Raw genomic sequence first — 22,351 nt, 5'->3', positions numbered from 1 at the left:
ACGCGGTGTCTTTCTTGCCGGCACGGATGACGTGTTCAAGTCGACAGGATTGATCTGAGATCAATCCACTGAGATTATCACGAAGGCCGTTTTTTGCTTTTCTTGAAGGATATGAAACATGCGTTTGCCCTGAGTCGACAGCCCGCACCGCTTTACAATTCGTCGTCTTCCTGATAGTCAGAAAAAGCTTTGAAGGCGGGATTTTTTTGCAGATAGCCAAAGGTGCGCGGCAGGAGGATGTTATTTCAATTTTCGGAACCATACTGACCCTTGCGGTCACCGTGATGCACCTGTACGTTTTTTTCAGGGTCAATTCAGTGATGACGGGGTTCGGCGTGATGCCCAGACTGGCCGTCTTTGCCGGCGGCGGGGTGTTTTTTCTTCTGTTTGTCGCCGGGCGGTTTCATCTGTTCGCGTCGTGTCCGTCTGTGGCCGGATTGGCTGATTTGATCGGCATGCACTGGATGGGCATCCTTTTTATCGTGGCGTTCTGCCTGCTCATCGGCGACCTGTCCTGCGGGTTTGGCTTCCTTTTTTTGGAACGGGTAACCGTGATCAGGTGCTTGGCTCTGATGTGCGGGGTGATTCTTTCAGGCATCGCCCATGTCCAGGGGCTGCGTCCACCGATTATCGAATCGTATGAGGTGCCGGTTCGACATCTGCCGGACCATCGTGACGGCTTTCGCATGGCGGTGCTTTCGGACCTTCATGTGGGCGAGGCGGGCATCGGAGCCGGGTGGCTTTCGGCCCGGATCGATCAGGTCATGGCCGTCAAGCCCGATGCCGTTGTTCTGGTCGGAGACCTGTTCGAACGGGAAGCCGTTCCCGAAACGATGATTCCGGTGATGAAACGGCTGGGGGCGCCTTACGGCGTCTGGGCGGTGCGGGGGAACCATGACAGCCCGCGTCCTGGCCGTCCGGATGTTACCTTGGCGATTTTGTCCGGCGCGGGGATTCCCCTTCTTGAGAACCGGGCGGTCCTGGCGGCAGACGGATGGGTGATGGCCGGCGTGGATGATCTGACCACGGCGCGCCGTCGAACGCCGGGCCGGGAAACGTCGCTGCTTGACACGGCTCTGAACGGACGCCCACCGGGAACAACGGTGTTTTTATCGCATACCCCGTGGCTGGTCGACCGTGCCGCCGAGTCGGGGGTGGATCTGATGATTTCCGGCCACACCCATCAGGGCCAGATCTGGCCCTTCACCTGTCTGGTGCGCATGGTCTACCCCTATGTGGGAGGCCGTTACACCATCGGCGATATGACGCTCATTGTCTGCCGGGGCACGGGAACCTGGGGGCCCCGCATGCGACTCTCCCGTCCGGGGGAAATCTCGCTGATCCGATTGAACCGAGTCGCGAATTGATTCTTCTCGCTTTCCGGTGAATCTGGTATGAACGGATAAACACCAAAAAAAACGGACAACCCATAATCAAAGGAGACGTAAGCCATGCAATGTCATGAGGTGGACTATCGAATCATCGGTGATGATATGCAGATCGTGGAAGTGGAACTCGATCCGGGAGAAACCGTGGTGGCCGAAGCCGGGGCCATGAACTACATGGAGGACGGCATCGGGTTCGAGGCCCGCATGGGTGACGGCTCCGAGGCCGGGGGCGGGTTGTTCGGCAAGCTGATGAACGTGGGCAAACGGGTTTTGACCGGTGAGTCGATTTTCATGACCCACTTCACCAACAACGGCATGGGCAAAAAATCCGTGGCCTTTGCCGCCCCCTATCCCGGGAAGATCATTCCCGTGAACATGGCCGAGCTGGACGGGGAACTGCTCTGCCAGAAAGACGCCTTTCTGTGCGCGGCCTACGGCACGAAAATCGGCATCGCCTTTACCAAACGGCTCGGCGCGGGGTTTTTCGGCGGTGAGGGATTTATCCTCCAGAAGCTTGCCGGTGACGGCATGGCCTTTATCCATGTGGGCGGCACCGTGGTCGAAAAACACCTGAACAACGAAATCCTGCGGGTGGACACGGGCTGCATCGCGGCGTTCACCTCGGGCATCGATTACGATATCCAGCGGGCCGGAAACCTGAAATCGATGTTTTTCGGCGGGGAAGGACTGTTCCTGGCCACCCTCCGGGGCACGGGCACCGTCTACCTCCAGAGCCTGCCCTTTTCACGGATGGCCGACCGCATTCTCCAGCACGCCCCCTCGGCGGGCGGCAGCAGCCGGGGCGAAGGCTCGGTACTGGGCGGCCTGGGACGCCTGATCGATGGGGATTGATCGGATTGTCCGGTTTTATTGCGGCGGCCCTTCCGGGGGACCGGATTTTGAAAATCCGGACAAATGGGTTTTGGCGTTTGAAAAGAACAGACGTTTTGCTTTGATGCCTTTTTGATGTCTTGACGAAGCGGCGGCTGTGTTTTAGGATGCGCTTTTTTTGATTCTAAATGACGGGACATGATTATGACAACCAATCGCGTGGAACATATTGATGATCGGGTGAAAATAAAGACCGTGCTGATCAGCGTGTCGGACAAGACCGGCCTCGAAACGCTGGTGCCGGGACTGATCCGGGTAAATCCCGAGGTTCGGATTCTGTCGACGGGCGGGACCTTCGGGAAAATCAGGGAGATCCTCGGGGATCAGGCGGACCGCCTTCTGACCCAGGTGTCCGATTATACCGGCCAGCCCGAAACCCAGGGCGGTCTGGTCAAAACCCTGGATTTCAAGATCTATCTGGGCCTTCTGACCGAGACCTACAACGCCGACCACCAGGACGACCTCAAACGCACGGGGGCTCTGCCCATCGACATGGTGGTGGTGAACCTCTATCCATTCAAGGACACGGTGGCGAGCCCCGATGTGACCCCGGAAGCGGCCCGGAGCAACATCGACATCGGCGGGCCCACCATGGTGCGGGCATCGGCCAAGAATTTCATCCGGGTGGCCTCGGTGGTCGATCCCTCGGATTATCCGGCGGTTTTGGCCGCCCTCGAAGCCCAAGAGGGATGCACCACTCTTGCCCTGCGTTTCGAGCTGGCCCGAAAAGCCTTCGCCCATACGGCCGATTACGACCGGGCCATTTCCGACTATCTGGCCGAACGGCAGATTGACGACATCGCCGCCTGCTACAGGAGTTCTTTATGACCGACCATCTCAAAGACATGTACAAAACCATCATGGACGACCATTTCACCCCGGCTATGGAACTGTCCTTCGTGGACGGCGACAAACGCCAGACCCTGTACTATGAAAAGGTGGCCTGGACCATCGATCAGGTCAGAAAGGGTCTGCGTTACGGGGAAAACCCCGGCCAGGAAGCGGCCCTTTACAAACTGGTCAACGGGAATTTGGTCATCGGAGATGTAAAAACCATTCAGCCGGGCCGGTATCTGGCCTCGGATGTGGAACTATTGCAGTCGGGCAAGCATCCGGGCAAGACCAACCTGACCGATACGGACAACGCCCTCAATATTCTGCGTTATTTTACCGACCGGCCCACGGCGGTGATCGTCAAGCACAACAATCCCTGCGGTGTGGCCCGCCGGGATTCCCTTGCGGCGGCCTATGAGGCGGCCTACATGGCAGACCGGGTGGCGGCCTTCGGCGGATGCATCGCCCTTAACCGCGCCATTGATCTTGCCACGGCCGAAGCGATTTCCAACCAGTACGCCGAGGTGGTGGTGGCACCGGATTTTGAAGAAGGGGTCATGGACCTGTTCGCCAAAAAGAAAAACCTCCGGGTGATCCGTATCGGAAACATCCACAAGCTCCAGAGCTTCGTGGGCGAGCGGGTGGTGGATCTGAAGAGCCTCATCGATGGTGGCATCGTGGCCCAGCTTTCCTTCGTGCCCGAAGCCCGGACCCGAAATGATCTGATTTTGGCCCATTGTGACTACAAGGGGAAAACGTACACCATCAACCGCAAACCCACCGACGCCGAATACGAGGACATGCTGTTCGGCTGGCTGGTGGAATCCGGCATCACGTCCAATTCGGTGATCTATGTGAAGGACCAGGTGACCGTGGGCATCGGAACCGGTGAGCAGGATCGGGTGGGCGTCGCGGAAATTGCCGTGGACAAGGCCTACCGCAAGCTGTCCGACCGGTATGCCTATGAATCGTATGACATGGCCTACCATGACCTGTCCGATCCCGAGAAAAAAGCCCTGATCGACGAGCGCGTGGCCCGGGAAAAGGGCGGGCTCATCGGTTCCTCCATGGTCAGCGACGCCTTTTTTCCCTTCCGGGACGGGGTCGATGTGGGCCTGCGCCAGGGCGTGTCCGCCGTGATCCATTCCGGCGGTTCCCTGAACGATTACCAGAGCATCGAGGCCTGCAACGAGGTGGGTGCCACCATGGTGTTTACCGGTCAGAGAAGTTTCAAGCACTGATCCGTCGGGCCGACGCTTTGGGGTGGACATGGTGGACAGCGTGGACGAAGTGGACGCGGTGGACGGGTGACGCAGAGGGCGGGGGCGGTGAAAATAAATGGGCGCACGGTGTGCGCCCATTTGCTTTCAAGCTCGCAGGGACTGCATCAGTAGGTGTATTTAAGGGAAATATAAAGGGCCCGCCCGGGCATGGGGTAACCCTGGACCGCCGCGTAGTTCTGGTTGAACAGGTTCTGGATGTCGCCCTTGATTGAGAGTTTGCCCCGGCTGCCCCAGTCCAGAAGATCCTTGGCGATGGACAGGTCGGCCACGGCGTAGCTGTCCAGGGTCGTGTCGCCGGTGCCGTTGTAGTCGTTGATGTCCTGCTCGCTGAAATAGGACACGTTGAGGCGGCTCGAAAAGTCCGATTCAGGATGGATGTACTCGATACCCCCGGCCAGGGTCCATTCGGAAGTGTACTGAAGATCCCGGTCGTTCTGCTCGTCGGTGTAGTCGGTCAGAAAGGTGAGGGACATAAACGGGCGTAAGGCGGATTCGAGAGCGAAGGTTTCCCCCAGGTCCCAGGACAGGTTGGCTTCCAGGCCCGAGAGGGTGGCTCCCTCCAGGTTGGCATAGGTGTACTGACCGGGCAGACTCTCCTCGTAGGTGATGTAGTCGTCGAAGGTCGAATAGAAATAGGTGGCACCGGCGGACACGGGGCCGCGTTTCACGTCGAAACCCGCTTCCCAGGTCCGGCTTTTTTCCGGCGACAGATCCGGGTTGCCGGACCAGATGCCCCAGGCTCCGTAATCCCTGTACATGTAAAGTTCTTCGGTGGTGGGCATGCGGAAGGATTCGGCTACGTTGAATCGAGTCACCAGGGTCTTCCCGATTTTGTACGAAGCGCCCGCGCTGGAGGACCAGTTGGTGTCGTCAACGCTTTGACCCCCATCGTCTTCGACCTCGTATTGGTCGTAACGCCCGCCCACAGACAGAATCAGCCGGTCGTCAAGGAGGCTTTTCTTGGCCATCACAAAGGCGGCGGGGTTGTCGTAGGTGTTGTCGCCTGTGTCGTAAATCGACCGGACCTCGTAATTGACCCAGTCAATCCCCAGGGTCAGGTGATCGTTCGCCCGGCTCGCCGTCACCTGGGCCTGGGCCCCTTTCTGATCGGATCTGAGATAATAGTCGGGAACGCTGCCGCTGACGTTGGGATCGTAATCCGTCCGCCGGGTTTTTCCCTCAAACAGGCGGACCTGCCAGGACAGGGCCTCGCTTGCAAGACGTCCCTGGTAGTTCAGATCCATCGTGGTGTGCTCCGAATCCTTGTAATTGTTCGGGTCGTTGTTTACGAAGTCATCGGGCAGTCCGATGCCTTCGCCGTCAAATCCGGTGTAGGTAAACGATACCCGGTGACCGGGCAGAAAGGTCCAGCCCAGTCCGGCTGAGATCCGGTCCTCCCGGTCGACGCCGGTGTTGTTGTACAGGATGTTTTTGGAGGTGGTGTAGGCTTCCTGGCTTTCCCGGGAGGCGGAAAAGGAAAGATCCACCGGACCCATGCTGCCCGATCCGCCAAAGCCGGTCTTCTGATACTCAAAACTGCCCAGGGTTTCCTCAACAAAGAGGGTGGGACGGCCGCTGCCTTTTTTCGTGATCACGTTGATCACCCCGCCCATGGCCGAGGACCCGTACTGCACCGATCCGGGGCCCCGGATGATCTCGATGCGCTCCACATTGTCGATCAGGAGCTGGGACACATTGCCGTTCCCGGCCCGTCTGCCGTCAATGAGAATCAGCACATGACCGGCCAGGTCGTTGCCGTGGGTTTCGGTTCGAAACCCGCGAACCGAAACGGCCGTCAGGCTACCGGGATATTTCCGGATGGGAAATCCCTGCTCGCTGAGCAGCTGCCCCAGATCACGGGCTGCGGTTTTTTTGATGTCTTCCCCGGTGATCACCGTGATGTTGGTGGTCACATCGGCTTTTTTTTCCTCGATCCGGCCTGCCGTGACCACGACCTGATCCATTTCGTGAACGGCATCGTCTCCGAAGGCGGGAGTCCCTGTGGCGATCAGCACAAGCCCCACCAGCAACCATTTTCTGTTCATCTTTTTTCTCTCTCCTGTAGTGATAATGAAACAATAGTGCGACAGATTGAGGACACCACGGACGAGGCAAAAAAAAAGGCCGATATGAAAACATATCGACCCGGGAATCCCTTTTTTACCCTGAGATCACATGGAACCTTCCTCTTGCCGCGAGGTTAAGGTTCGTCGTCCAGGCAGGTCTTCTGACTTCCGGTTCATCCTACTTGCAGCGCCTTCCCGACCTTTAACGATCAGTGGCATCGTGCTGCGTTCGTCCCGGTCACAGCGGCGGGCCCGTTCCCGTTTTTCACGGAATTCCCTGTTCGGCTTCGATGGAAGCACCTGGACAACAATGCCTATGGTGTTAAACCGGATCTCTGCTTTTTGTCAATGAGAATCTCAGATCAATCACTTTCATCAACCACCCGTTCGCTTCACGCATGACACCCCAGGGCAAACGCAAGTATGATCTATTTCCTGCGGGACGGCTTCATGCCGTTCACGTTTACGGTCACGAGCACGAGCACGTGCACGATGGTGGCCGGCGACACGTTGACCGCCGCCGTCAGATGATTCAACTGGCGTGGGACGAGCCGGTCGAGCCGGTCTCGCCCTGTCGTGCTCGTGCTCGTGAACGTGAACATGCACGTGAACGAATGTTACATGCGATTGCCCTGGCACGCATGACACCCGGGCTTGCCACAACGGGCATGGCGTGGTAGGTTAAGTAACCTGTGTATTCAGTCATTCATTACAAAATATCATTAACTTAGGGTTTGATGGGCACGCGTTGCTTCGCCCATCCTACATCGTGTCGCCCATAGGATGGGCAAAGCAACGCGTGCCCGTCAGCGAGACAACGAGAATGTTTTTTAAGTTAACGGCATCGAAGCTTCTTCCGGCAATGTAAAGACGCATTGCCCGCCGTCCTGTGACCCGATAGGGGATCGTTTGATGATACGCCGATGTGTTTTTTCAGCGCTGTTGATCGTTATGCTCCTTTGCCGCGTTGCCGTGACGGCAGCGGTCGATCCCGTTTCCGAAGAGCCTTCGGGCCGGACCGAAATCTCGGTTGTGGATGCCGGTGCGAGTGCCGACGCGGAGACCGTCCCATCGGAGTCCGCCGCCAAATCGGGGCTTCCCGAGGCCCTTGCGCAAACCAAGCCGAAGGTGGAATGGTCCCTGAGCGCCGCCAAGCTGCTCTGGTCCGTGGTGGTGATTGTTCTGGCTTACTACGTCATCGCCTTTGTTTCGCGCATTCTGGAGCGTATCGCGGAACGATGGGTCAATCTCCGGCTTGCGGTCATGCGCCTTATTCCCTTTATCCGGGTACTGGGTTGGACCGGGGTGATGTACGTGATCGTGGCCGGTATCCTTGCTCCGCCCATCGAGACCCTGCTGGCCCTGACCGCCTCGGCCGGTATCGCCCTCGGGTTCTCGTCCCAGGATATTCTCAAAAACATGTTCGGCGGCATGATGATTCTGATGGACCGACCCTTTCAGGCCGGCGATAAAATCCAGATCGGGGATCATTACGGCGAGGTGATTCAGATCGGACTCCGTTCGGTGCGCATCGTGACCCCGGACGATTCGGTGGTGTCCATTCCCAACAGCGACATCGTCAATCAGCCGGTATCCAACGCCAATAACGGCGAGTCCAACTGCCAGGTGGTGGCCGAACTCTACCTGCCCCTCGGCCTTGATTTTTCTGTTCTGAAAACCATCGCCCGGCGGGCTGCCGTTGTGTCCCGCTATATCTATCTGAACAAGCCGATTGTCGTGGTGTTCAAAAATGAAATCCACGAAGGACGGTCCCTGCTGAAAATGAGGGTCAAGGCCTACGTTCTGGATATTCGGTATGAATTCCCCTTTGCCGGTGACATGACCGAGCTGATTGTGGAAACCCTGATCCGTAAAAACCTGCTGGACGACGCGAATCCCTTGACGGCTCCGGCCTGTCTTCCCACTATAATGGACACGCCCCATGAGTGAAACACCCAACGATGCCAAGGATCCTGTGGTCTCGGCCTGTCTTACGGAAGGTCGACAGTTTCTCGATGAGGCCTTCGATCGGTTTCTCACCCCCTGTGCCGAGCATCTGGAGGCCTTTTCCCGGCTCCTCGGGCAATCCGTCCAGTCGGACGAGGGTGACGATACTCTGTCGGCCGAAGACCTTTTATGCCGCATATGGACACGCATCGACGATTTTCTCGATCACGTGAAAGAGATATCCGATTTCAAGCCCCTTGCGGAGATCAGAGTCGAACTGGACAAGGAAGGGCAGGACCGTTTTCACCGTTTGATCGGAACCTTTCCCCGCAGCTATGAACTGGTCTGGAACGATGATTTTTTCAAGCCCGGTCCAAAGGACTCCCAATGGATCAGGACGTATAAATCGTTCAGGCGGCTCCGTCGATCACTGAGCCATGCCGGCCGGGTTACCGCCAATGTGTTCCGATCCACAAAAAAACCGCCGTCGCCTCAGACCCATGTGCTGAACCTTCAGCATTTTCTGAGGCTTCATTTTCTGATTCCTTACAGCGATCTGATTTCCGGGTGCATGGATCTTTTTCTGGCCCGGATCTCCGACCGGCTGTTGGCCCTTCACGCGGTCATGAGCGATCACACACTGGGCTTTCTGGGCCTGGGCGAAGAAAAAAGCAACTGGATTCGGGACGTGCATGACCGTGTTCAGGCCCGGATGGCCGGGCCTGGACCCGACGTCTTCGATCCGGCGGCGCTTTCAGCGTCCCTTGAATCCGTCAAAGCAGAATGGCTGGAGCGGTTCGACGCCTTTGCAGCCGCCTTTGAAACCGAGTGGGCCCATGCCGCCCAATTTTCAGGAACGCCGGTTCTGCCCCATGGCCGGTATGGACGCCGCCGCTTTCTCAAGGCCCAGGCCCGACAGCGACGGACATTCAACCACGCCCAGGATCTTTGGGTCCGTCATTTTGAAGGGGAGGGACGGGACTGGACCCATGATGTCGCCCTGAGCCGCATTCAGGTCCAGGTGGCGAAAAAAACCCTCGAAATTCTGGCGTCGGTGTCGAGCAAGATCACCGGCCGGATTCTTCCCCAGTGTGAACACGCCGTGGAAACCCTGATGAAAACCCGTCAGCGCTTAGGCGGCATGGAGCAGGCCGGGGAATGGCATCTCAAGAAAACCATGATTCAGGAAAGCCGGACCCTGGTCCGGGATTTCCGCCGGGAACTGCTTCCGGCCATCGCCAACCGGGTTCTCGGTTCGGGAATCGGCCAGGACCTGTCTGCCCTTAGCCGTCTGGCCCGGGACAAGGCGAATAATCTGGCTGAAAACCACGTGGTGTTCAAAAAACGGGACGACCATATCCCGCCCCAGTCCGAGACGGCCGAGATTCCAATCCGTGAGCTGTTCACCGAAGAATTTCTGATCGCCTTTCAAGCCCGGCTTGACACGTTTCAGCAGGGCCTTCGCATTCGGCTGGACGATACCGTAAACGGCATGAACGATATTCGGGAGGTCGTCGAGTTTAACCTCGAATCCTCCTTTGCCCTGCTGGATAAGGAAGATTATACGGAGGAAGCCTATCAGATGGTCGTCGAAGGCATCGACCGCAGCATCCGGCAGCTGAACGAACTGATGGACCAGGTTCGGGGCCTGCCGGACAGCATCGGGGCAGACTTGGGTGAAATTGCCTACGGCTGGATTGTGCAGATCCAGAAACTTCTCGACAATGAGAAACTCATTGCCTTGAAATTGAAACTGGCCAAGGCCAAGGCTGCGGGCCGTCTGAAACGGATGGTCCATGATCTGGCCGCATGGGTCGGCCGGAAGATGAAAGCCCTCCGGGCCCAAGGGCGTAAAGCATGGGAAAAGGGCAGGGAATGGTATCAGGACGTAAGGATCAATCTCGGATTTTCACCTCCCGACGAAGACAGTACCATCCAGTTCACCCAGTTTCTGATTGAGACCGCCGAGAAACTAAAAGCCCTGCCCTTTGTGTATCAGCAGCTCTTTCAGATCGAACCCCTGACCGATGACCGACTGTTTTACGGCCGTGAGGCCGAGCGCAAAACCCTGACGGATGACATGGCCGCCCTGGACACGTCCGGAGGGATGGCCTGCGCCCTGGTGGGCGAGCGGGGAAGCGGCAAAACAACCCTGATCAACATGCTCACCCCCGAATGGTCCAAGCATCGAACCGTTCACGTGCTGAACCTCAAAGAAACGCTGCATGACACGGCCGATCTGCCTGCAATCTTTCATCCGCTTCGACCGGACAAGCCCTTTGACACCCTGGACGATCTTTGTGAATTTCTGATGTCCGACGGCAAGCCTCCGGCCCTTGTCGTCGAAAACCTTCAGAAGCTGTTTTTGAAAACCATGGACGGATTTGATCTTCTCGATCAGTTCGCGGCCCTGATCAATCATACCCGCAGCCGGGTGGCCTGGGTGTGTTCCTGCACCCTCTACGGCTGGGAATACCTGGACAAGGCCGCCGACCTGTCACGGGCCTTTGATCGGGTCGTGACCCTCAAGCCCTTTTCCGGCGAGGACATCGAATCCATGATTTTAAGCCGTCACCGGATGACCGGCTATCAGTTGAAGTTTCTCATTTCCCGTGTCGTCAGGATGAGCCGTCCGTTTCGGAAACTGTCATCCGAAACGGACCGTCAGGCCTACTTAAGAAAAAAATTCTTCGATCAGATCCAGTCGGTGGCATCGGGCAATATTTCCGTGGCCATTTTGTTCTGGCTGCGTTCCATCCAGAGTATCGAGGAGCATGAATTGCGTCTGGCCTCCCAGGTGCAGTTCAACGTCACCTTTCTGTCGCATCTGAATACCGAAGACCGCTTCACCCTGGGGGCCATTGTTCAGCATGACACCCTTACCATCGACGACCACGCCGCCGTTTTTCGCCAGTCCGCGGATAAAAGCAGGCTCGCGCTTCAGAATCTGACCCGCATGGGCATCCTTCAGCAGGAGGAGGGCCTGTTCCGCGTCCATCCGTTTTTATACCGCCACGTGATTCGATTTCTGAAGCTTCAGAATATTCTGCACTAGCCGGATGGCGGCTTCGTAAAACGTCCGATATCTGCGTTACGCGTCATCCCTCGTCACTGCGGCGTACCCTAAGTACGCCTCATTCCTCGGTCTTCGCAAGCCTTGATCTCGAACATTTTACGAAGCCGTCCAAAAACTTTTTTTTACGAGATCATCAATGATGACATTTTTTCCGTTCTTGACGATGCCGCGGCCTTGGGGTATGTATTTCGCATTGTTTCATCCAAACGCTTTTTTGCAAACGGAACACGGTGAAAATCCGTGACGGACCCGCCGCTGTAACCGGGTGACAAACCGTTCAGGCTCAGGATCTCATGGGCAGCCACTGATACCCACGGGTATCGGGAAGGTGCAACGGGGAAGACCGGAAGTCAGAAGACGTGCAGAAAAGCCGATGTTGGGGCTCGATGGTAAAGGGTTCCGAGAAGGTATCATGCCTTCCGGAGCCTTTTTTGTTTCCGGGGGGCGGAAAACAAAAGGAGCTGTGTGATGAAAACCCAACTTGAGCGTGCCCGCGAGGGCATCATCACCCCCCAGATGCACCAGGTGGCCATGGATGAAAACGTGGATGCGGAGATCATTCGCGATCATGTGGCCCGGGGTGAAATCGTTATTCTGAGCCATGCCGCTCGTCCCCACCAGAAAGCGGTGGGGATCGGAACCGGCCTTCGCACCAAGGTCAACGCCTCCATCGGCACCTCGTCGGATATCTGCGACGTTGAGGCGGAAATCCGAAAAGCCCGGGCCGCCGAGGAAGAGGGGGCCGACAGTTTGATGGAGCTGTCTGCGGGCGGGGATCTGGACCTGATCCGGCGGTCCGTGCTGGCCAACTGCTCGCTGCCCGTGGGGAACGTTCCCCTGTATCAGGCGTTCAGCGAGGCGGCCCGCACCTACCGGAATCCCTCCCGGCTGGACCCGGAGTATCTGTTCGACCTGATCGAGCGCCAGCTCGACGACGGCCTGAGCTTCATGGCCATTCACTGCGGCATCAACCGCTACACCATCGAGCGCCTTAGAAAGCAGGGGTACAGGTACGGCGGTCTGGTGTCCAAGGGCGGCACCTTCATGGTGGCGTGGATGGATCAGAACAACCGGGAAAATCCGCTGTACGAACAGTTTGACCGGGTCTGCGCCCTGATGAAGAAGTATGACGCCGTCCTGTCTCTGGGCAACGGCATTCGGGCCGGGGCCATCCACGACAGCCATGACCGTGCCCAGATGGCCGAGATGATCATCAACTGCGAACTGGCCGAACTGGGCCGGGACATGGGCTGTCAGATGATGGTCGAAGGGCCGGGCCATGTGCCTCTGGATGAAATCGAGGCAAACATTCTTCTTGAAAAAAAGATGAGCGGCAATGCGCCGTATTATGTGCTGGGACCGCTTCCCCTGGATACCGGGGCAGGGTACGATCATGTGGTATCCGCCATCGGTGCGGCCCATTCGGCTCGTTACGGGGCGGATCTGGTCTGTTACATCACTCCGGCCGAGCATCTCGCTCTGCCGAACGAGGCCGATGTGCGGGAAGGGGTGAGGACCACCCGTCTGGCCGTGCGTATCGGTGATGTGGCCCGGGACCCTCAGCGTCGGGAGCGGGAAAAACAGGCGGCCATGGCCCGGCGGGACATGCGCTGGGATGATCTGGAGACTCTTCTGATGTTTCCAGACACGGCCCGGGCCATCCGGCAGAGCCGCCTGCCCGGGCAGAAGGAAACCTGCACCATGTGCGGCGATTTCTGCGCCATGAAAAAGGGCATGCAGGTGTTCGGCGGAGACATTTCAGCCGCCAAGACCGATGCCTGTCAGACGGACCCGCCGTCAGCGGCGGCATCGGCCTGATCTTAAACCCTTCAACCACAGCGGGGCGTGAGCCCCGCGTTTTTTCAACATGACGAGGTGACCATGACGTTTTTAAACAGAACCATCGATGCGATTATCCCCCCGGACCGGACCTTTCTCGAGACGGCCCTCGATCGTCTGGCCAACCAGGCCCGGCCCGCGGGCAGTCTGGGACGGCTTGAACCCCTTTCGGCCCGTCTGGCCGCGATTCATAAAACCCTGGATGTGCGCCTGACGCGGAAAGTCCTGGTGACCTGTGCCGGCGACCACGGGGTTGTGGCCGAAGGGGTCAGTCTTTTCCCCCAGGAAGTGACGGCTCAGATGGTTTACAATTTTGTCGGCGGCGGGGCCTCGATCAGCGTACTGGCCCGCCATGCCGGGGCCGAGGTCCGGGTGGCCGACCTGGGGGTTTGCGCGGATTTCGATCCGTCCCTGCCGATTTTTCATAAAAAAGTGGCCAAAGGCACCCAAAACTTTGCGGTGGAACCCGCCATGACCCGGGATCAGGCCATCAGCTCCATCGAAGCGGGGATTGAGATCGTGGACAGCCTCATGGCCGAAGGGAAGGTGGATATGCTGGGCACCGGGGACATGGGCATCGGCAACACCACGCCCTCGTCGGCCATCATCGCGGCCTTTTCCGGCATCGCCGTGGACCGGCTCACCGGTCGGGGCACCGGCATTGACGATGCGGCGCTTTCCAATAAAATCAGGGTCATCGAACAGGCCCTTGCGCGTCATCAGCCTGACCCTGCAGACGCCCTGGACGTGCTGGCCAAGGTCGGCGGGTTCGAGATCGGCGGCCTGGCCGGCCTGGTGATCGGCGCGGCCCGTCACGGCATTCCCGTGGTCTGCGACGGCCTGATTTCCACAGCCGGAGCCCTGGTGGCCTGTGAACTGGCGCCAGCGGCCAAAGATTACCTGTTCCCCAGCCACCGCTCCGTGGAGGTGGGGCATCGGTTCATGCATGAGCGGCTCGGATTCGATCCCTTGCTGGATCTGGGTTTCCGACTGGGTGAGGGCACCGGCGCCGCCATCGCCATGGAACTTCTGGATGCGGCCACACGGATTCTTGCGGAGATCAAGACCTTCGAGGAAGTGGGCATTGTGAACAACAATACGCCGTCATAATTTTAAAGAATATTATCGTCACCTCCCTCAAGATGGAGGTGATCATCCTATTGTTAAACCACCCGTTCGCGTTGCTCACTGAAGGGCACGAAGAAGCTTGTAAATAGTGGGTTTTTCTTCGTGGCCCTTCATGTTCTTAAGTGAGCGCAGCGAACGGGTGGTTAATAAACCTGAGGCTTTTCTCAAGGGAAAAACCCTCACCTTATAGACACATCGACAAAGCCAAAGCCATAACCAACCCAATGCCATTATTTTAAGATCATGATGGGTTGCCTATAAATTTTCGTTGTTCGTGTGATGGGCACGCTTTCGCTATGCTTGGAGTTCAGCTGAAAGCAATCCCCTGAACCCATTCGTTCGGCGATGAAACAGCCTCTAAATATTCTTAACAATTTTACTGACGACGTGTTTATTGGTTGAGTCTTCTATCCAAACATCAAGAACCCATGCATTTTCCCCTTCAACACGTTTTATAACTTTGAATTTTACATAATATAGCGTGTTCTTTTTAAAATCTGCATCAAGGAAAAATACAGCGCCCTCTCTGAAATATTCTACGTCGACAACCACTTTATGATGACCTGGATTGATTGAAACACTGGAATACTTTGGTTTACCTATTCCCAATGCCATGTAACCATCAGGTATAATATTTAATCGTGTGTCGTCAATTTTAAGAATTCTGATCCCATCAGTAGGTTTAATAAAGGCAACATCATTACCGATATTTAATAAATAAATACGATGTTTTGATGTACATCCAGTGCCAGAATTCAAGAGAATCAGCATTGTAGCGCAAAGATAAAATAATTTCATTAAATCAATATTTTTCATTATATCAATATATTAAATGTCCATCAGAGTTTTAAGCCTGCCCCGCACTGGGGCAGTCGTGCTCGCCGGTGATCCAGGGCTTGATGTCGAGGATGGGGGTGTTATCGATCATGTCGATGCCCCGGACCGTAAGGGTTCCCCCGCTTTTGGCCAGCACCGTCAGAACGCTCATGCCGATGGCGTTGGGGCGGATGGGCGAGCAGATGCTGAACACGCCCCGGGGGGCCTTTCGGTTCGGTGGGGTCTGAAAGAGATTGTCCGGCCTGAACCCAGGGCTTTTGTGAAAATGAAACAGTACCACGATGCGATCGCCCACGGCGATGTCGTCAAGTCCCGGTGCGAAGGCCGGGTCGATTTCGAGGCGGCCTTCCACCTCGGACACCGACCAGTGCCGCGGCACAGTCGTCGCGTCGGTTCGGGCATGGCCGATGGGCGTGAATGTGATGGTCATGCTGCCTCCTCAGGGTATGGTGTCCATGGCGGCGAAAGCCGGTTCGTGCAGGGGAATCAGGATGTCGGCCATGTCCTTTACCTTGAGCATGATATCGTAGGCCTCGTAGACGTTGACATGGGTCCCCGGCGGGATCACCGCCATTTCCATGGCCCGGATTTCCGTTGGGGGATTGAAATTTTCGTTGATTACACAGAATCCCGTGATGGCGGCTTTGCCCGAAGGGGTATCGACGAGGACGGTCAGGCCGCCGTCGGTGTGGACCGGCGTGTGGATCACCCGGATGCCCGGCACGATGTCCATGTCCTCCCGGACAAGGCGGATCTGTCCGTTTTCCTCCACCTCATCGATGTAGTCCTCCAGATAACGGTAATCCAGAGGGTGGGGGTTGTGGATGCGTTCGAGTTCCTTTTCGTGAACGAAGAATTCGGCGTTCACACATTTGTAGTCGTTTTCGCAGTGATCGTTGTGAAGATGGGTGTGAATGACGATGTCGATGTCTTCGGGCGTGAGCCCCCACCGGGCAAGCCCCTCTTCAAAGGTGTAGATCTTCCCGCCGATGGCCTCTTCCCGGTCCCGGGATATGATGGGGCTCATTTCACCCGTGTCCACGAGAATGGTTTTATCTCCTCCCTCCAGGTACCAGCAGTAGATGGGAATGGTAAACGGAATGCCGTTGTTGTACTGATAGGTCATCATGCTTTTGTCGAACACCTTGGTCCCCATGACCAGGGGATGGATTGTGTAGGTATTCATCGGTCGCCTCCGTCTTTGGTCTGTGAAGAATGTGCCCTGTTATGAGCCGTTTCTTTGGACGTTACGCCATATGGCCGAAATGGTAAACCCTATTTATCCTTACGGCTTTTGCGACGATTCCGTACTATCCCTTGAAATGCACTGATGACAGACCCCTTCGGCCTGTGTTAAAAACACAGGACACCACTGTGGCGACACGGGTTTCGTTAAAAGGAAAAGGGATATGGCCGCAAACAACAAAGGGGAAGCCGATCAGACAATTCATGCACTGGAGAAGGAGATTCGCGAACTGAAGGCGCAGAACGCCGCGTTGCTCGAATCCAGGGAAAAATACCGGACGATTTTTGAAACCACCGGAACGGCCACCATCGTGATCGACGACGATAAAACCATTTCCATGGTCAACACCGAATTCGAGAAGCTGTCGGGGTTTTCCAAGGCGGAGATCGAGGGCAAACGGGTCTGGACCGAATTTATCGAGGACGTGGATGTCCAGATGATGAAACAGTACCACGAAAAACGCAGGGAGATGCCGGACAAGGTGCCCCGGAATTACGAATGCCGCCTGAGGAACAAGTGGCGGGACAACAAGATCGCCATGATGACCGTGGCCCTGATCCCGGGTTCCCGTCAGAGTGTGGCCTCGGTGAGGGACATCACCGAGAGGCGGCGGGCCGAGGATGAAATCCTTCGGATCAGCGAGGCCGAACGCCGCAAGATCGGGTCCGATCTCCATGATGATCTGGGCCAGCACCTGGTGGGCATCGAAGCCCTGTCGTCCCTGTTGCGCCAACGGCTTTCCGCCGAAAACCATCCCGAAACCCACCGGGCCGATGAAATCGTGGGCCTGATCCGCCAGGCCACGGCCAAAACCCGAAGCCTGGCCAAGGGGCTGTGTCCGGTCAACATGGAACAGGGAGGGCTTTCATCCTCCCTGAACGAGTTCGCCGATCACGTGGAGAAGGTGTTCGGCGTCACCTGCCGGTTCAACTGCCTGACCTCCCTTGCCGTCAAAAACAACGCCGTGGCCACGAATCTTTATCATATCGTCCAGGAGGCCGTGAACAACGCCCTGCGCCACGGCCGGGCCGGCCGGGTGAAAATCACCCTTCTTTCCGTCAATGACGCCCTTTGCCTGGTGGTGGCCGACAACGGCTGCGGCATGTCGGACAGTCGGCCCGCAGGCGGTCTTGGGTTGTCGATCATGGGATACCGGGCGAAAAACATCAAAGCGGATCTTACGATTCGAAGCGCTTTGAACAAAGGAACGCGGGTCATATGCCGAATCAATCGCGAATATTTATCGTAGACGACCATCCGGTCTTCCGCAAAGGTCTGTCCCAGCTGATCAACGAGGAGGCGGACATGACGGTCTGCGGAGAAGCCGAAGACGTGAACGAGGCCAAACGGGCCATCGAAAAGGCCCGGCCCGACATGGTCATCGTGGACATCACCCTCAAGGACAAGAGCGGGCTGGAACTGATTCGGGATCTCCACGAAAAAGACGAGACGCTGCCGATTCTGGTGGTGTCCATGCACGACGAATCCCTTTACGCCGAGAGGGCCCTCAAGGCAGGCGCCCGGGGCTACATTATGAAAGAGGAGATGACCGCCAACGTCACCGGTGCCATCCGTCATGTGCTGGCCGGGAAAATCTATGCGAGCCACGATGTGATCAGCGCCCTTATCGGCCTGGCCGGGAAAAAATCCGAGGCGTCCGGTGACCCGGTGACTACCCTGTCCGACCGGGAGCTGGAAGTGTTCCAGCTGATCGGCAAGGGGTACGGACGCAAGGACATCGCAGATATTTTGGGTGTCAGCGTAAAAACCGTGGGCAGCTATCGGGAATACATCAAGCGCAAACTGCATGTGAAGAATTCACCGGATTTGATGAAACGGGCCATCGAATGGAGCCGGAGTCCAAAGGGGTAGGTCGATATGAAGGATTTGAAGAAAACCGTCGAGCAGATTATTTTCGAATCGGACACCTTTGCCGGCAAGCTGTTCGATATCCTTCTGATCATCAGCATTCTGGCCAGTGTGCTGGTGGTCATGCTGGACAGCATCGAAAGCTATGCCGCGGCCTACAGGCCTTTTTTTGTAGCCGCCGAGTGGTTTTTCACGGGGCTGTTCACGGTGGAGTATATCGTCCGTCTGATCACGGTGGCAAAGCCCCTTCGGTATGCGCTGAGCTTTTTCGGCATCATCGATTTTCTGGCCACCATTCCCACCTACATCGGCTTGTTCTTTCCCGGCGGCCAATATCTTCTGGTTATTCGTGTCCTGAGGGTCCTGAGGGTGTTCCGGGTGCTGAAGCTGGCCCAGTACATCGGTGAAGCCGAACTGCTCATCAAAGCCCTTTCCGCCAGCCGGCGCAAGATCATCGTCTTTATCTTCAGCGTTCTGACCATTGTCACCATCATCGGTGCTTTGATGTACATTATCGAGGGGAAGGCCAACGGGTTTACCAGCATTCCCATCAGCGTCTACTGGGCCGTGGTGACCCTGACCACCGTGGGCTACGGCGATATTTCCCCCCAGACCGGACTGGGTCAGGCCCTGGCCACCGTGGTGATGATTCTGGGCTTTGGCATCATCGCCATCCCCACCGGCATCGTCACCGCCGAACTGACCCGGGCCATCGGGGATCAGGCCAAACCCTTCCGGGTCTGCCCCGGCTGCGGCAGCACCCTCCACGACCCCGACGCCCGCTTCTGTAAACTTTGCGGCCACAGAATTAATTAAAATGAGGACCTTGCGCAGCCCGTAAGACCTTTGTCAACAGCAACGGTCCATCAGAGGCGTTTTTTTTTTCCAATCCTGCATCGACTTGACAATGTCCAGAATGGCTTCGTGAATACCCTCGGCGCTGGAATGAGTTTTTTTTATTTTTTTTCGTGCATTTCTGATTTGATTCTTTCCAATTGAAGACAGTGAATGTCAAATTGCAGGCGGCTGTTTTCATCTATTTCCTTTATCACATCGGAATGGATCTGTTGAATGAGTTTGTCGGCATCAGAAAGCAACTGTTCCATACTATCTGTTTTTATTTGATTTTTCATAATTTTTTTGTGCCTTTTATTTTTTTCTCCGTTATTTCCTTGGGGTATTTGGCATCTTGTCAAGCCACGTATGGAATTCATCCCATTATTCTTATTCCTGATTTTTCGTCAGATTAAATTCGGGATACAATGCTTCAATACATTTGGGACACAGGCTATGCGTGAACGTAGCTTCGGAATGATCCCTTATGTAGCTTTCGATTTGATGCCAGTAACCCTCATCGTCTCTGATCTCTTTGCAATTAGCGCAGATAGGCAGTAACCCCTTCAGTGTCTTCAATTCTTTTTCTTGTATAATCAATTGGGTTTTAATCCGGGTTATGTCCCTCTCTGTTGTGGCAATGGAATCAATGTTGCCATAATCGTCTTTCAAATATGTGGTCACAATCCATATATCTATAATGTCACCGCTTTTTGTTAGCCTTTGGCATTCAAATGAATCGGCATGCCCTTTGGGGTCAGATGGATCGATGTAGGCCAGGCCATTTGGTTGACTGCCTTCAGGAATCAGTTGTGAGATATTCATCGTGAGTGCTTCTGATTCAGTATATCCGTACAAGCGCTCGGCGCTTTTGTTCCATGCCAGAAGCCTTCCGTTTAGATCCTGAATGGTGATGATGTCATTCAAGTGCTTCAACACGGCGGCCAGGCGGCGGACATCGATGCTCCTCCTGTTGATTTTCATGTTCGCTCCTCCTTGATAAACGACACGCTTCTGATCATACTGCGATGGTATCGTTTCAGGATAGACGGTTTTTGCCTTTTTCTCGATCTGTTTATTGATATTGAATAATTTCATACCGTTATCCTTGTCTTAAAGCCATGCATCGGTTTTAAATTGAAATGCCGTTCACAGATCCTTCGGTAGTGGTAGCCATAGATGGACAAGGTGATGGCCACCGGCATCAGCTTGGGTTTGTGCAACAGCGCCCAGAACAGCAGTTTCCAATAATGGAATCGTTCTTTCCCCAAGACTCCGAGCCGAATTCCGGACCGGAACATCGACAGAAACCGCTGCACATTGAGTGGCTGGTTGATTTCGGGCGGTTTAAGCTCCTTGAGCAGGGTGATAACCCTCTGATAATAGTTTTTTGGGGAATAGATCTGTTTGAGAATCGCACGGTAGCCATTCGAAAGGCGTTCCATTCCCATCTTTGGGATAATGTTGGTAGAGCCGTCCACATTATCGCCGGAAAATGTTTGAGTCACCCGGCTTTCCCGCTGAAGACGATCAAACAGGCGTGTGCCCGGAGGGGCCTGGAGCATGCCCACCATGGCCGTCACAATACCGCTTTTCTGAATAAAATCGATCTGGCGCTGAAAAATCGAAGGCTTGTCATTGTCAAACCCTACGATGAACCCGCCCATCACCTGCAATCCCGAACGATGAATGACAGACACGCTTTCAAGGAGATTTCTGTTTTTATTCTGACTTTTATGGCATTCGGTCAGGCAGACCTCGTCGGGTGACTCGATTCCGATGAAAACCGTATCGAAACCGGCCTTCACCATCATCGACAGAAGTTCGGGGTCATCGGCCAGGTTGATCGAGGCTTCGGTGAAAAACACGCATCCTTTCTTGTCTTTGTGCCAGTCGATCAGGGCCGGCAGGAGACAGGCTTTGAGGTAAGCGGTGTTACCGATGAAGTTATCGTCGACAAAAAAAATGCTGTTGCGCCAGCCGGATCGATAAATCCCGTCAAGCTCTGCAATGATCTGCTCCGGAGTTTTGATACGGGGCCGGTGGCCGAACAGGGCGGTCACGTTGCAGAATTCACAGTTAAAGGGACAGCCCCGTGAAAACTGGAGACTCATAGCGGCATAGCGCTTCATTTTAACCAGCGACCACAGAGGAACCGGGGTCATTGACATATCGCAAAAGCCTTCGGACCGGTAGATTCGTTTTGGTTTTTTCCGTTCAAGATCGGCCAGAAAACGAGGAAGGGTCAACTCCGCCTCATCGAGAACCAGGTGGTCCACGTCGGGAAAGTCATCGGGCTCCGACGTGAACAGCGGTCCCCCGGCCACCACCGTGACAGACATGGCCTTGCAGCGGGCGATGACAGCACGGGCCGATGCGCGCTGTACGGCCATGCCGCCGATGAAGACCATGTCGGCCCAGGCCAGATCCTTGTCACTTAACGAGTTCACATTGAGATCCACCAGCCGTTTCGGCCAGTCTTCGGGCAACAGGGCCGCCACGGTGAGCAATCCCAGTGGGGGGAACGCTGCTTTTTTCCCGACGAAACTCAGGGCGTAGGTAAATGACCAGAAGGTTTCAGGGAATTTGGGATATATCATAAGGATCTTCATTATATTGTTCTCCATAAATTTTTGTATTTCTGATGTTTTTAACCGTTTCCAGACCTTCACTGTCGAGGACGGTCAGGATGGTCAGGCCAAGTGACTCCCTCAAAAGGGTCCGGGTTCCGAGAATCACGCTGAACCGGTCGGATTTCAGGAAATGAGTCAGGGTATCTCGATCCTGCCATTCCGAAATTAGGGTGAACCGATATTTGTTTCCGATATCGCAATAAACGCCAAAACTCAGGCCGCCGTAACCCCCTTCGGGTGATTCAACCATTGACATCAGGGTTTGATGCATTTCCTGATATTTTTCAGGAATGACGTTGATGGTTATTCTGAGGATGATCATATGAACGGCCTCTCATTGTTTTCAGCATGAAACATTGACCTGTGCATGGGGGGTGACAAGGGAAGGCACACGGACGATTCAAACTGACAGTATTTCAATCTTCATGCCAGGGTCGTATCATGGCCTTATGTGCTGGAATCCGGGGGATGGAAGGGGTC

At 55.7% G+C, this 22,351-nt stretch carries 19 protein-coding genes and 2 riboswitches; of the genes, 11 read left to right on the top strand and 8 right to left on the bottom strand.

Annotation, left to right across the window (positions count from 1 at the left end; translation table 11 throughout):
• The first annotated feature begins 206 nt into the window (after window positions 1–206).
• The 4 genes from ACYQ11_RS15420 (at window position 207) to ACYQ11_RS15405 (ending at window position 4,354) form a co-directional block, all read left to right on the top strand.
• Window positions 207–1,367: a metallophosphoesterase gene (locus tag ACYQ11_RS15420; RefSeq protein ID WP_459924702.1), complete on the top strand. Its 1,161-nt coding sequence runs from the start codon at window positions 207–209 to the stop codon at window positions 1,365–1,367.
• A gap of 84 nt (window positions 1,368–1,451) precedes the next feature.
• A complete protein-coding gene (locus tag ACYQ11_RS15415) occupies window positions 1,452–2,240 on the top strand; it encodes a TIGR00266 family protein (RefSeq protein WP_459924701.1) in 789 nt (262 codons plus the stop codon).
• A 183-nt stretch (window positions 2,241–2,423) separates the two neighbouring features.
• Window positions 2,424–3,107, top strand: a complete 684-nt coding sequence (locus ACYQ11_RS15410; protein ID WP_459924700.1) for a hypothetical protein — start codon at window positions 2,424–2,426, stop codon at window positions 3,105–3,107.
• Entirely contained in the window at window positions 3,104–4,354 is a 1,251-nt protein-coding gene (locus tag ACYQ11_RS15405) for an IMP cyclohydrolase (protein WP_459924699.1), read from the top strand. Before ACYQ11_RS15410 ends, ACYQ11_RS15405 begins: the two co-directional genes overlap by 4 nt.
• Window positions 4,355–4,500: 146 nt before the next feature.
• Here the strand turns inward: ACYQ11_RS15405 and ACYQ11_RS15400 are convergent, their stop codons facing one another.
• Window positions 4,501–6,441, bottom strand: coding sequence for a TonB-dependent receptor plug domain-containing protein (locus ACYQ11_RS15400; protein ID WP_459924698.1), 1,941 nt, complete (start codon window positions 6,439–6,441; stop codon window positions 4,501–4,503).
• A gap of 155 nt (window positions 6,442–6,596) precedes the next feature.
• Window positions 6,597–6,781, bottom strand: a riboswitch (cobalamin riboswitch).
• Window positions 6,782–7,374: 593 nt separating this feature from the next.
• Between ACYQ11_RS15400 and ACYQ11_RS15395 the strand changes: the two genes are divergently transcribed.
• The 4 genes from ACYQ11_RS15395 (at window position 7,375) to cobT (ending at window position 14,434) form a co-directional block, all read left to right on the top strand.
• Complete coding sequence (locus ACYQ11_RS15395; protein WP_459924697.1) at window positions 7,375–8,412, top strand: mechanosensitive ion channel family protein; 1,038 nt, start codon at window positions 7,375–7,377, stop codon at window positions 8,410–8,412.
• Window positions 8,405–11,464 (top strand): hypothetical protein, encoded by a 3,060-nt coding sequence (locus ACYQ11_RS15390; RefSeq protein WP_459924696.1) that lies wholly within the window; start codon window positions 8,405–8,407, stop codon window positions 11,462–11,464. The genes ACYQ11_RS15395 and ACYQ11_RS15390 overlap by 8 nt, the downstream gene beginning before the upstream one ends.
• 201 nt (window positions 11,465–11,665) lie before the next feature.
• Window positions 11,666–11,866, top strand: a riboswitch (cobalamin riboswitch).
• An 87-nt stretch (window positions 11,867–11,953) separates the two neighbouring features.
• Window positions 11,954–13,303 carry a phosphomethylpyrimidine synthase ThiC gene (thiC, locus tag ACYQ11_RS15385; protein ID WP_459924695.1) on the top strand — a complete coding sequence of 450 codons (1,350 nt, stop codon included), beginning with the start codon at window positions 11,954–11,956 and terminating at the stop codon, window positions 13,301–13,303.
• Between the two features lie 63 nt (window positions 13,304–13,366).
• Window positions 13,367–14,434, top strand: a complete 1,068-nt coding sequence (gene cobT, locus ACYQ11_RS15380) for a nicotinate-nucleotide--dimethylbenzimidazole phosphoribosyltransferase (protein ID WP_459924694.1) — start codon at window positions 13,367–13,369, stop codon at window positions 14,432–14,434.
• Between the two features lie 375 nt (window positions 14,435–14,809).
• Here cobT and ACYQ11_RS15375 read toward each other — a convergent pair whose 3' ends face one another.
• The 3 genes from ACYQ11_RS15375 to ACYQ11_RS15365 are packed head-to-tail and all read right to left on the bottom strand — an operon-like array spanning window position 14,810 to window position 16,475.
• A complete protein-coding gene (locus ACYQ11_RS15375) occupies window positions 14,810–15,268 on the bottom strand; it encodes a hypothetical protein (RefSeq protein ID WP_459924693.1) in 459 nt (152 codons plus the stop codon).
• 31 nt (window positions 15,269–15,299) lie between these two features.
• On the bottom strand, window positions 15,300–15,719 hold the full coding sequence (locus tag ACYQ11_RS15370) for an SAM-dependent methyltransferase (RefSeq protein ID WP_459924692.1): 420 nt from the start codon (window positions 15,717–15,719) through the stop codon (window positions 15,300–15,302).
• A gap of 9 nt (window positions 15,720–15,728) precedes the next feature.
• Window positions 15,729–16,475 carry an N-acyl homoserine lactonase family protein gene (locus ACYQ11_RS15365; RefSeq protein ID WP_459924691.1) on the bottom strand — a complete coding sequence of 249 codons (747 nt, stop codon included), beginning with the start codon at window positions 16,473–16,475 and terminating at the stop codon, window positions 15,729–15,731.
• A 223-nt stretch (window positions 16,476–16,698) separates the two neighbouring features.
• Here ACYQ11_RS15365 and ACYQ11_RS15360 point away from each other — a divergent pair, with 223 nt between their 5' ends.
• Genes ACYQ11_RS15360 through ACYQ11_RS15350 form a run of 3 tightly spaced genes read left to right on the top strand, consistent with a single transcriptional unit; the run spans window position 16,699 to window position 19,220 of the window.
• A complete protein-coding gene (locus tag ACYQ11_RS15360; RefSeq protein ID WP_459924690.1) occupies window positions 16,699–17,784 on the top strand; it encodes a PAS domain-containing sensor histidine kinase in 1,086 nt (361 codons plus the stop codon).
• Window positions 17,754–18,407, top strand: coding sequence for a response regulator transcription factor (locus tag ACYQ11_RS15355; protein WP_459924689.1), 654 nt, complete (start codon window positions 17,754–17,756; stop codon window positions 18,405–18,407). Before ACYQ11_RS15360 ends, ACYQ11_RS15355 begins: the two co-directional genes overlap by 31 nt.
• A gap of 6 nt (window positions 18,408–18,413) precedes the next feature.
• Entirely contained in the window at window positions 18,414–19,220 is an 807-nt protein-coding gene (locus tag ACYQ11_RS15350) for an ion transporter (RefSeq protein WP_459924688.1), read from the top strand.
• 140 nt (window positions 19,221–19,360) lie between these two features.
• On the opposite strand, the gene ACYQ11_RS15345 is transcribed toward ACYQ11_RS15350, so the two are convergent.
• From ACYQ11_RS15345 to ACYQ11_RS15330, 4 genes are read right to left on the bottom strand one after another with little or no spacing between them, the layout of a single operon-like run.
• On the bottom strand, window positions 19,361–19,618 hold the full coding sequence (locus ACYQ11_RS15345; protein WP_459924687.1) for a hypothetical protein: 258 nt from the start codon (window positions 19,616–19,618) through the stop codon (window positions 19,361–19,363).
• Between the two features lie 10 nt (window positions 19,619–19,628).
• Window positions 19,629–20,336, bottom strand: coding sequence for a PAS domain-containing protein (locus ACYQ11_RS15340; RefSeq protein WP_459924686.1), 708 nt, complete (start codon window positions 20,334–20,336; stop codon window positions 19,629–19,631).
• Window positions 20,333–21,838 carry a B12-binding domain-containing radical SAM protein gene (locus tag ACYQ11_RS15335; RefSeq protein ID WP_459924685.1) on the bottom strand — a complete coding sequence of 502 codons (1,506 nt, stop codon included), beginning with the start codon at window positions 21,836–21,838 and terminating at the stop codon, window positions 20,333–20,335. Before ACYQ11_RS15335 ends, ACYQ11_RS15340 begins: the two co-directional genes overlap by 4 nt.
• The gene (locus ACYQ11_RS15330) at window positions 21,816–22,193 is read right to left on the bottom strand and encodes an antibiotic biosynthesis monooxygenase family protein (RefSeq protein ID WP_459924684.1); all 378 of its coding nucleotides are present in this window, start codon (window positions 22,191–22,193) and stop codon (window positions 21,816–21,818) included. Before ACYQ11_RS15330 ends, ACYQ11_RS15335 begins: the two co-directional genes overlap by 23 nt.
• Window positions 22,194–22,351: the final 158 nt, after the last annotated feature.

Source organism: Desulfatiferula olefinivorans (genome assembly GCF_054657895.1).
This window is presented reverse-complemented; position numbering and strand designations above follow the sequence as displayed.

What these genes read in the sequence shown, in the direction of transcription:
- ACYQ11_RS15415 (WP_459924701.1), top strand. Translation starts at nt 1,452, where the DNA reads ATGCAATGTCATGAGGTGGACTATCGAATCATCGGTGATGATATGCAG.
- ACYQ11_RS15410 (WP_459924700.1), top strand. Translation starts at nt 2,424, where the DNA reads ATGACAACCAATCGCGTGGAACATATTGATGATCGGGTGAAAATAAAG.
- ACYQ11_RS15405 (WP_459924699.1), top strand. Translation starts at nt 3,104, where the DNA reads ATGACCGACCATCTCAAAGACATGTACAAAACCATCATGGACGACCAT.
- ACYQ11_RS15400 (WP_459924698.1), bottom strand. Translation starts at nt 6,441, where the DNA reads ATGAACAGAAAATGGTTGCTGGTGGGGCTTGTGCTGATCGCCACAGGG.
- ACYQ11_RS15395 (WP_459924697.1), top strand. Translation starts at nt 7,375, where the DNA reads ATGATACGCCGATGTGTTTTTTCAGCGCTGTTGATCGTTATGCTCCTT.
- ACYQ11_RS15390 (WP_459924696.1), top strand. Translation starts at nt 8,405, where the DNA reads ATGAGTGAAACACCCAACGATGCCAAGGATCCTGTGGTCTCGGCCTGT.
- thiC (WP_459924695.1), top strand. Translation starts at nt 11,954, where the DNA reads ATGAAAACCCAACTTGAGCGTGCCCGCGAGGGCATCATCACCCCCCAG.
- cobT (WP_459924694.1), top strand. Translation starts at nt 13,367, where the DNA reads ATGACGTTTTTAAACAGAACCATCGATGCGATTATCCCCCCGGACCGG.
- ACYQ11_RS15375 (WP_459924693.1), bottom strand. Translation starts at nt 15,268, where the DNA reads ATGAAAAATATTGATTTAATGAAATTATTTTATCTTTGCGCTACAATG.
- ACYQ11_RS15370 (WP_459924692.1), bottom strand. Translation starts at nt 15,719, where the DNA reads ATGACCATCACATTCACGCCCATCGGCCATGCCCGAACCGACGCGACG.
- ACYQ11_RS15365 (WP_459924691.1), bottom strand. Translation starts at nt 16,475, where the DNA reads ATGAATACCTACACAATCCATCCCCTGGTCATGGGGACCAAGGTGTTC.
- ACYQ11_RS15360 (WP_459924690.1), top strand. Translation starts at nt 16,699, where the DNA reads ATGGCCGCAAACAACAAAGGGGAAGCCGATCAGACAATTCATGCACTG.
- ACYQ11_RS15355 (WP_459924689.1), top strand. Translation starts at nt 17,754, where the DNA reads ATGCCGAATCAATCGCGAATATTTATCGTAGACGACCATCCGGTCTTC.
- ACYQ11_RS15350 (WP_459924688.1), top strand. Translation starts at nt 18,414, where the DNA reads ATGAAGGATTTGAAGAAAACCGTCGAGCAGATTATTTTCGAATCGGAC.
- ACYQ11_RS15345 (WP_459924687.1), bottom strand. Translation starts at nt 19,618, where the DNA reads ATGAATTCCATACGTGGCTTGACAAGATGCCAAATACCCCAAGGAAAT.
- ACYQ11_RS15340 (WP_459924686.1), bottom strand. Translation starts at nt 20,336, where the DNA reads ATGAAATTATTCAATATCAATAAACAGATCGAGAAAAAGGCAAAAACC.
- ACYQ11_RS15335 (WP_459924685.1), bottom strand. Translation starts at nt 21,838, where the DNA reads ATGATATATCCCAAATTCCCTGAAACCTTCTGGTCATTTACCTACGCC.
- ACYQ11_RS15330 (WP_459924684.1), bottom strand. Translation starts at nt 22,193, where the DNA reads ATGATCATCCTCAGAATAACCATCAACGTCATTCCTGAAAAATATCAG.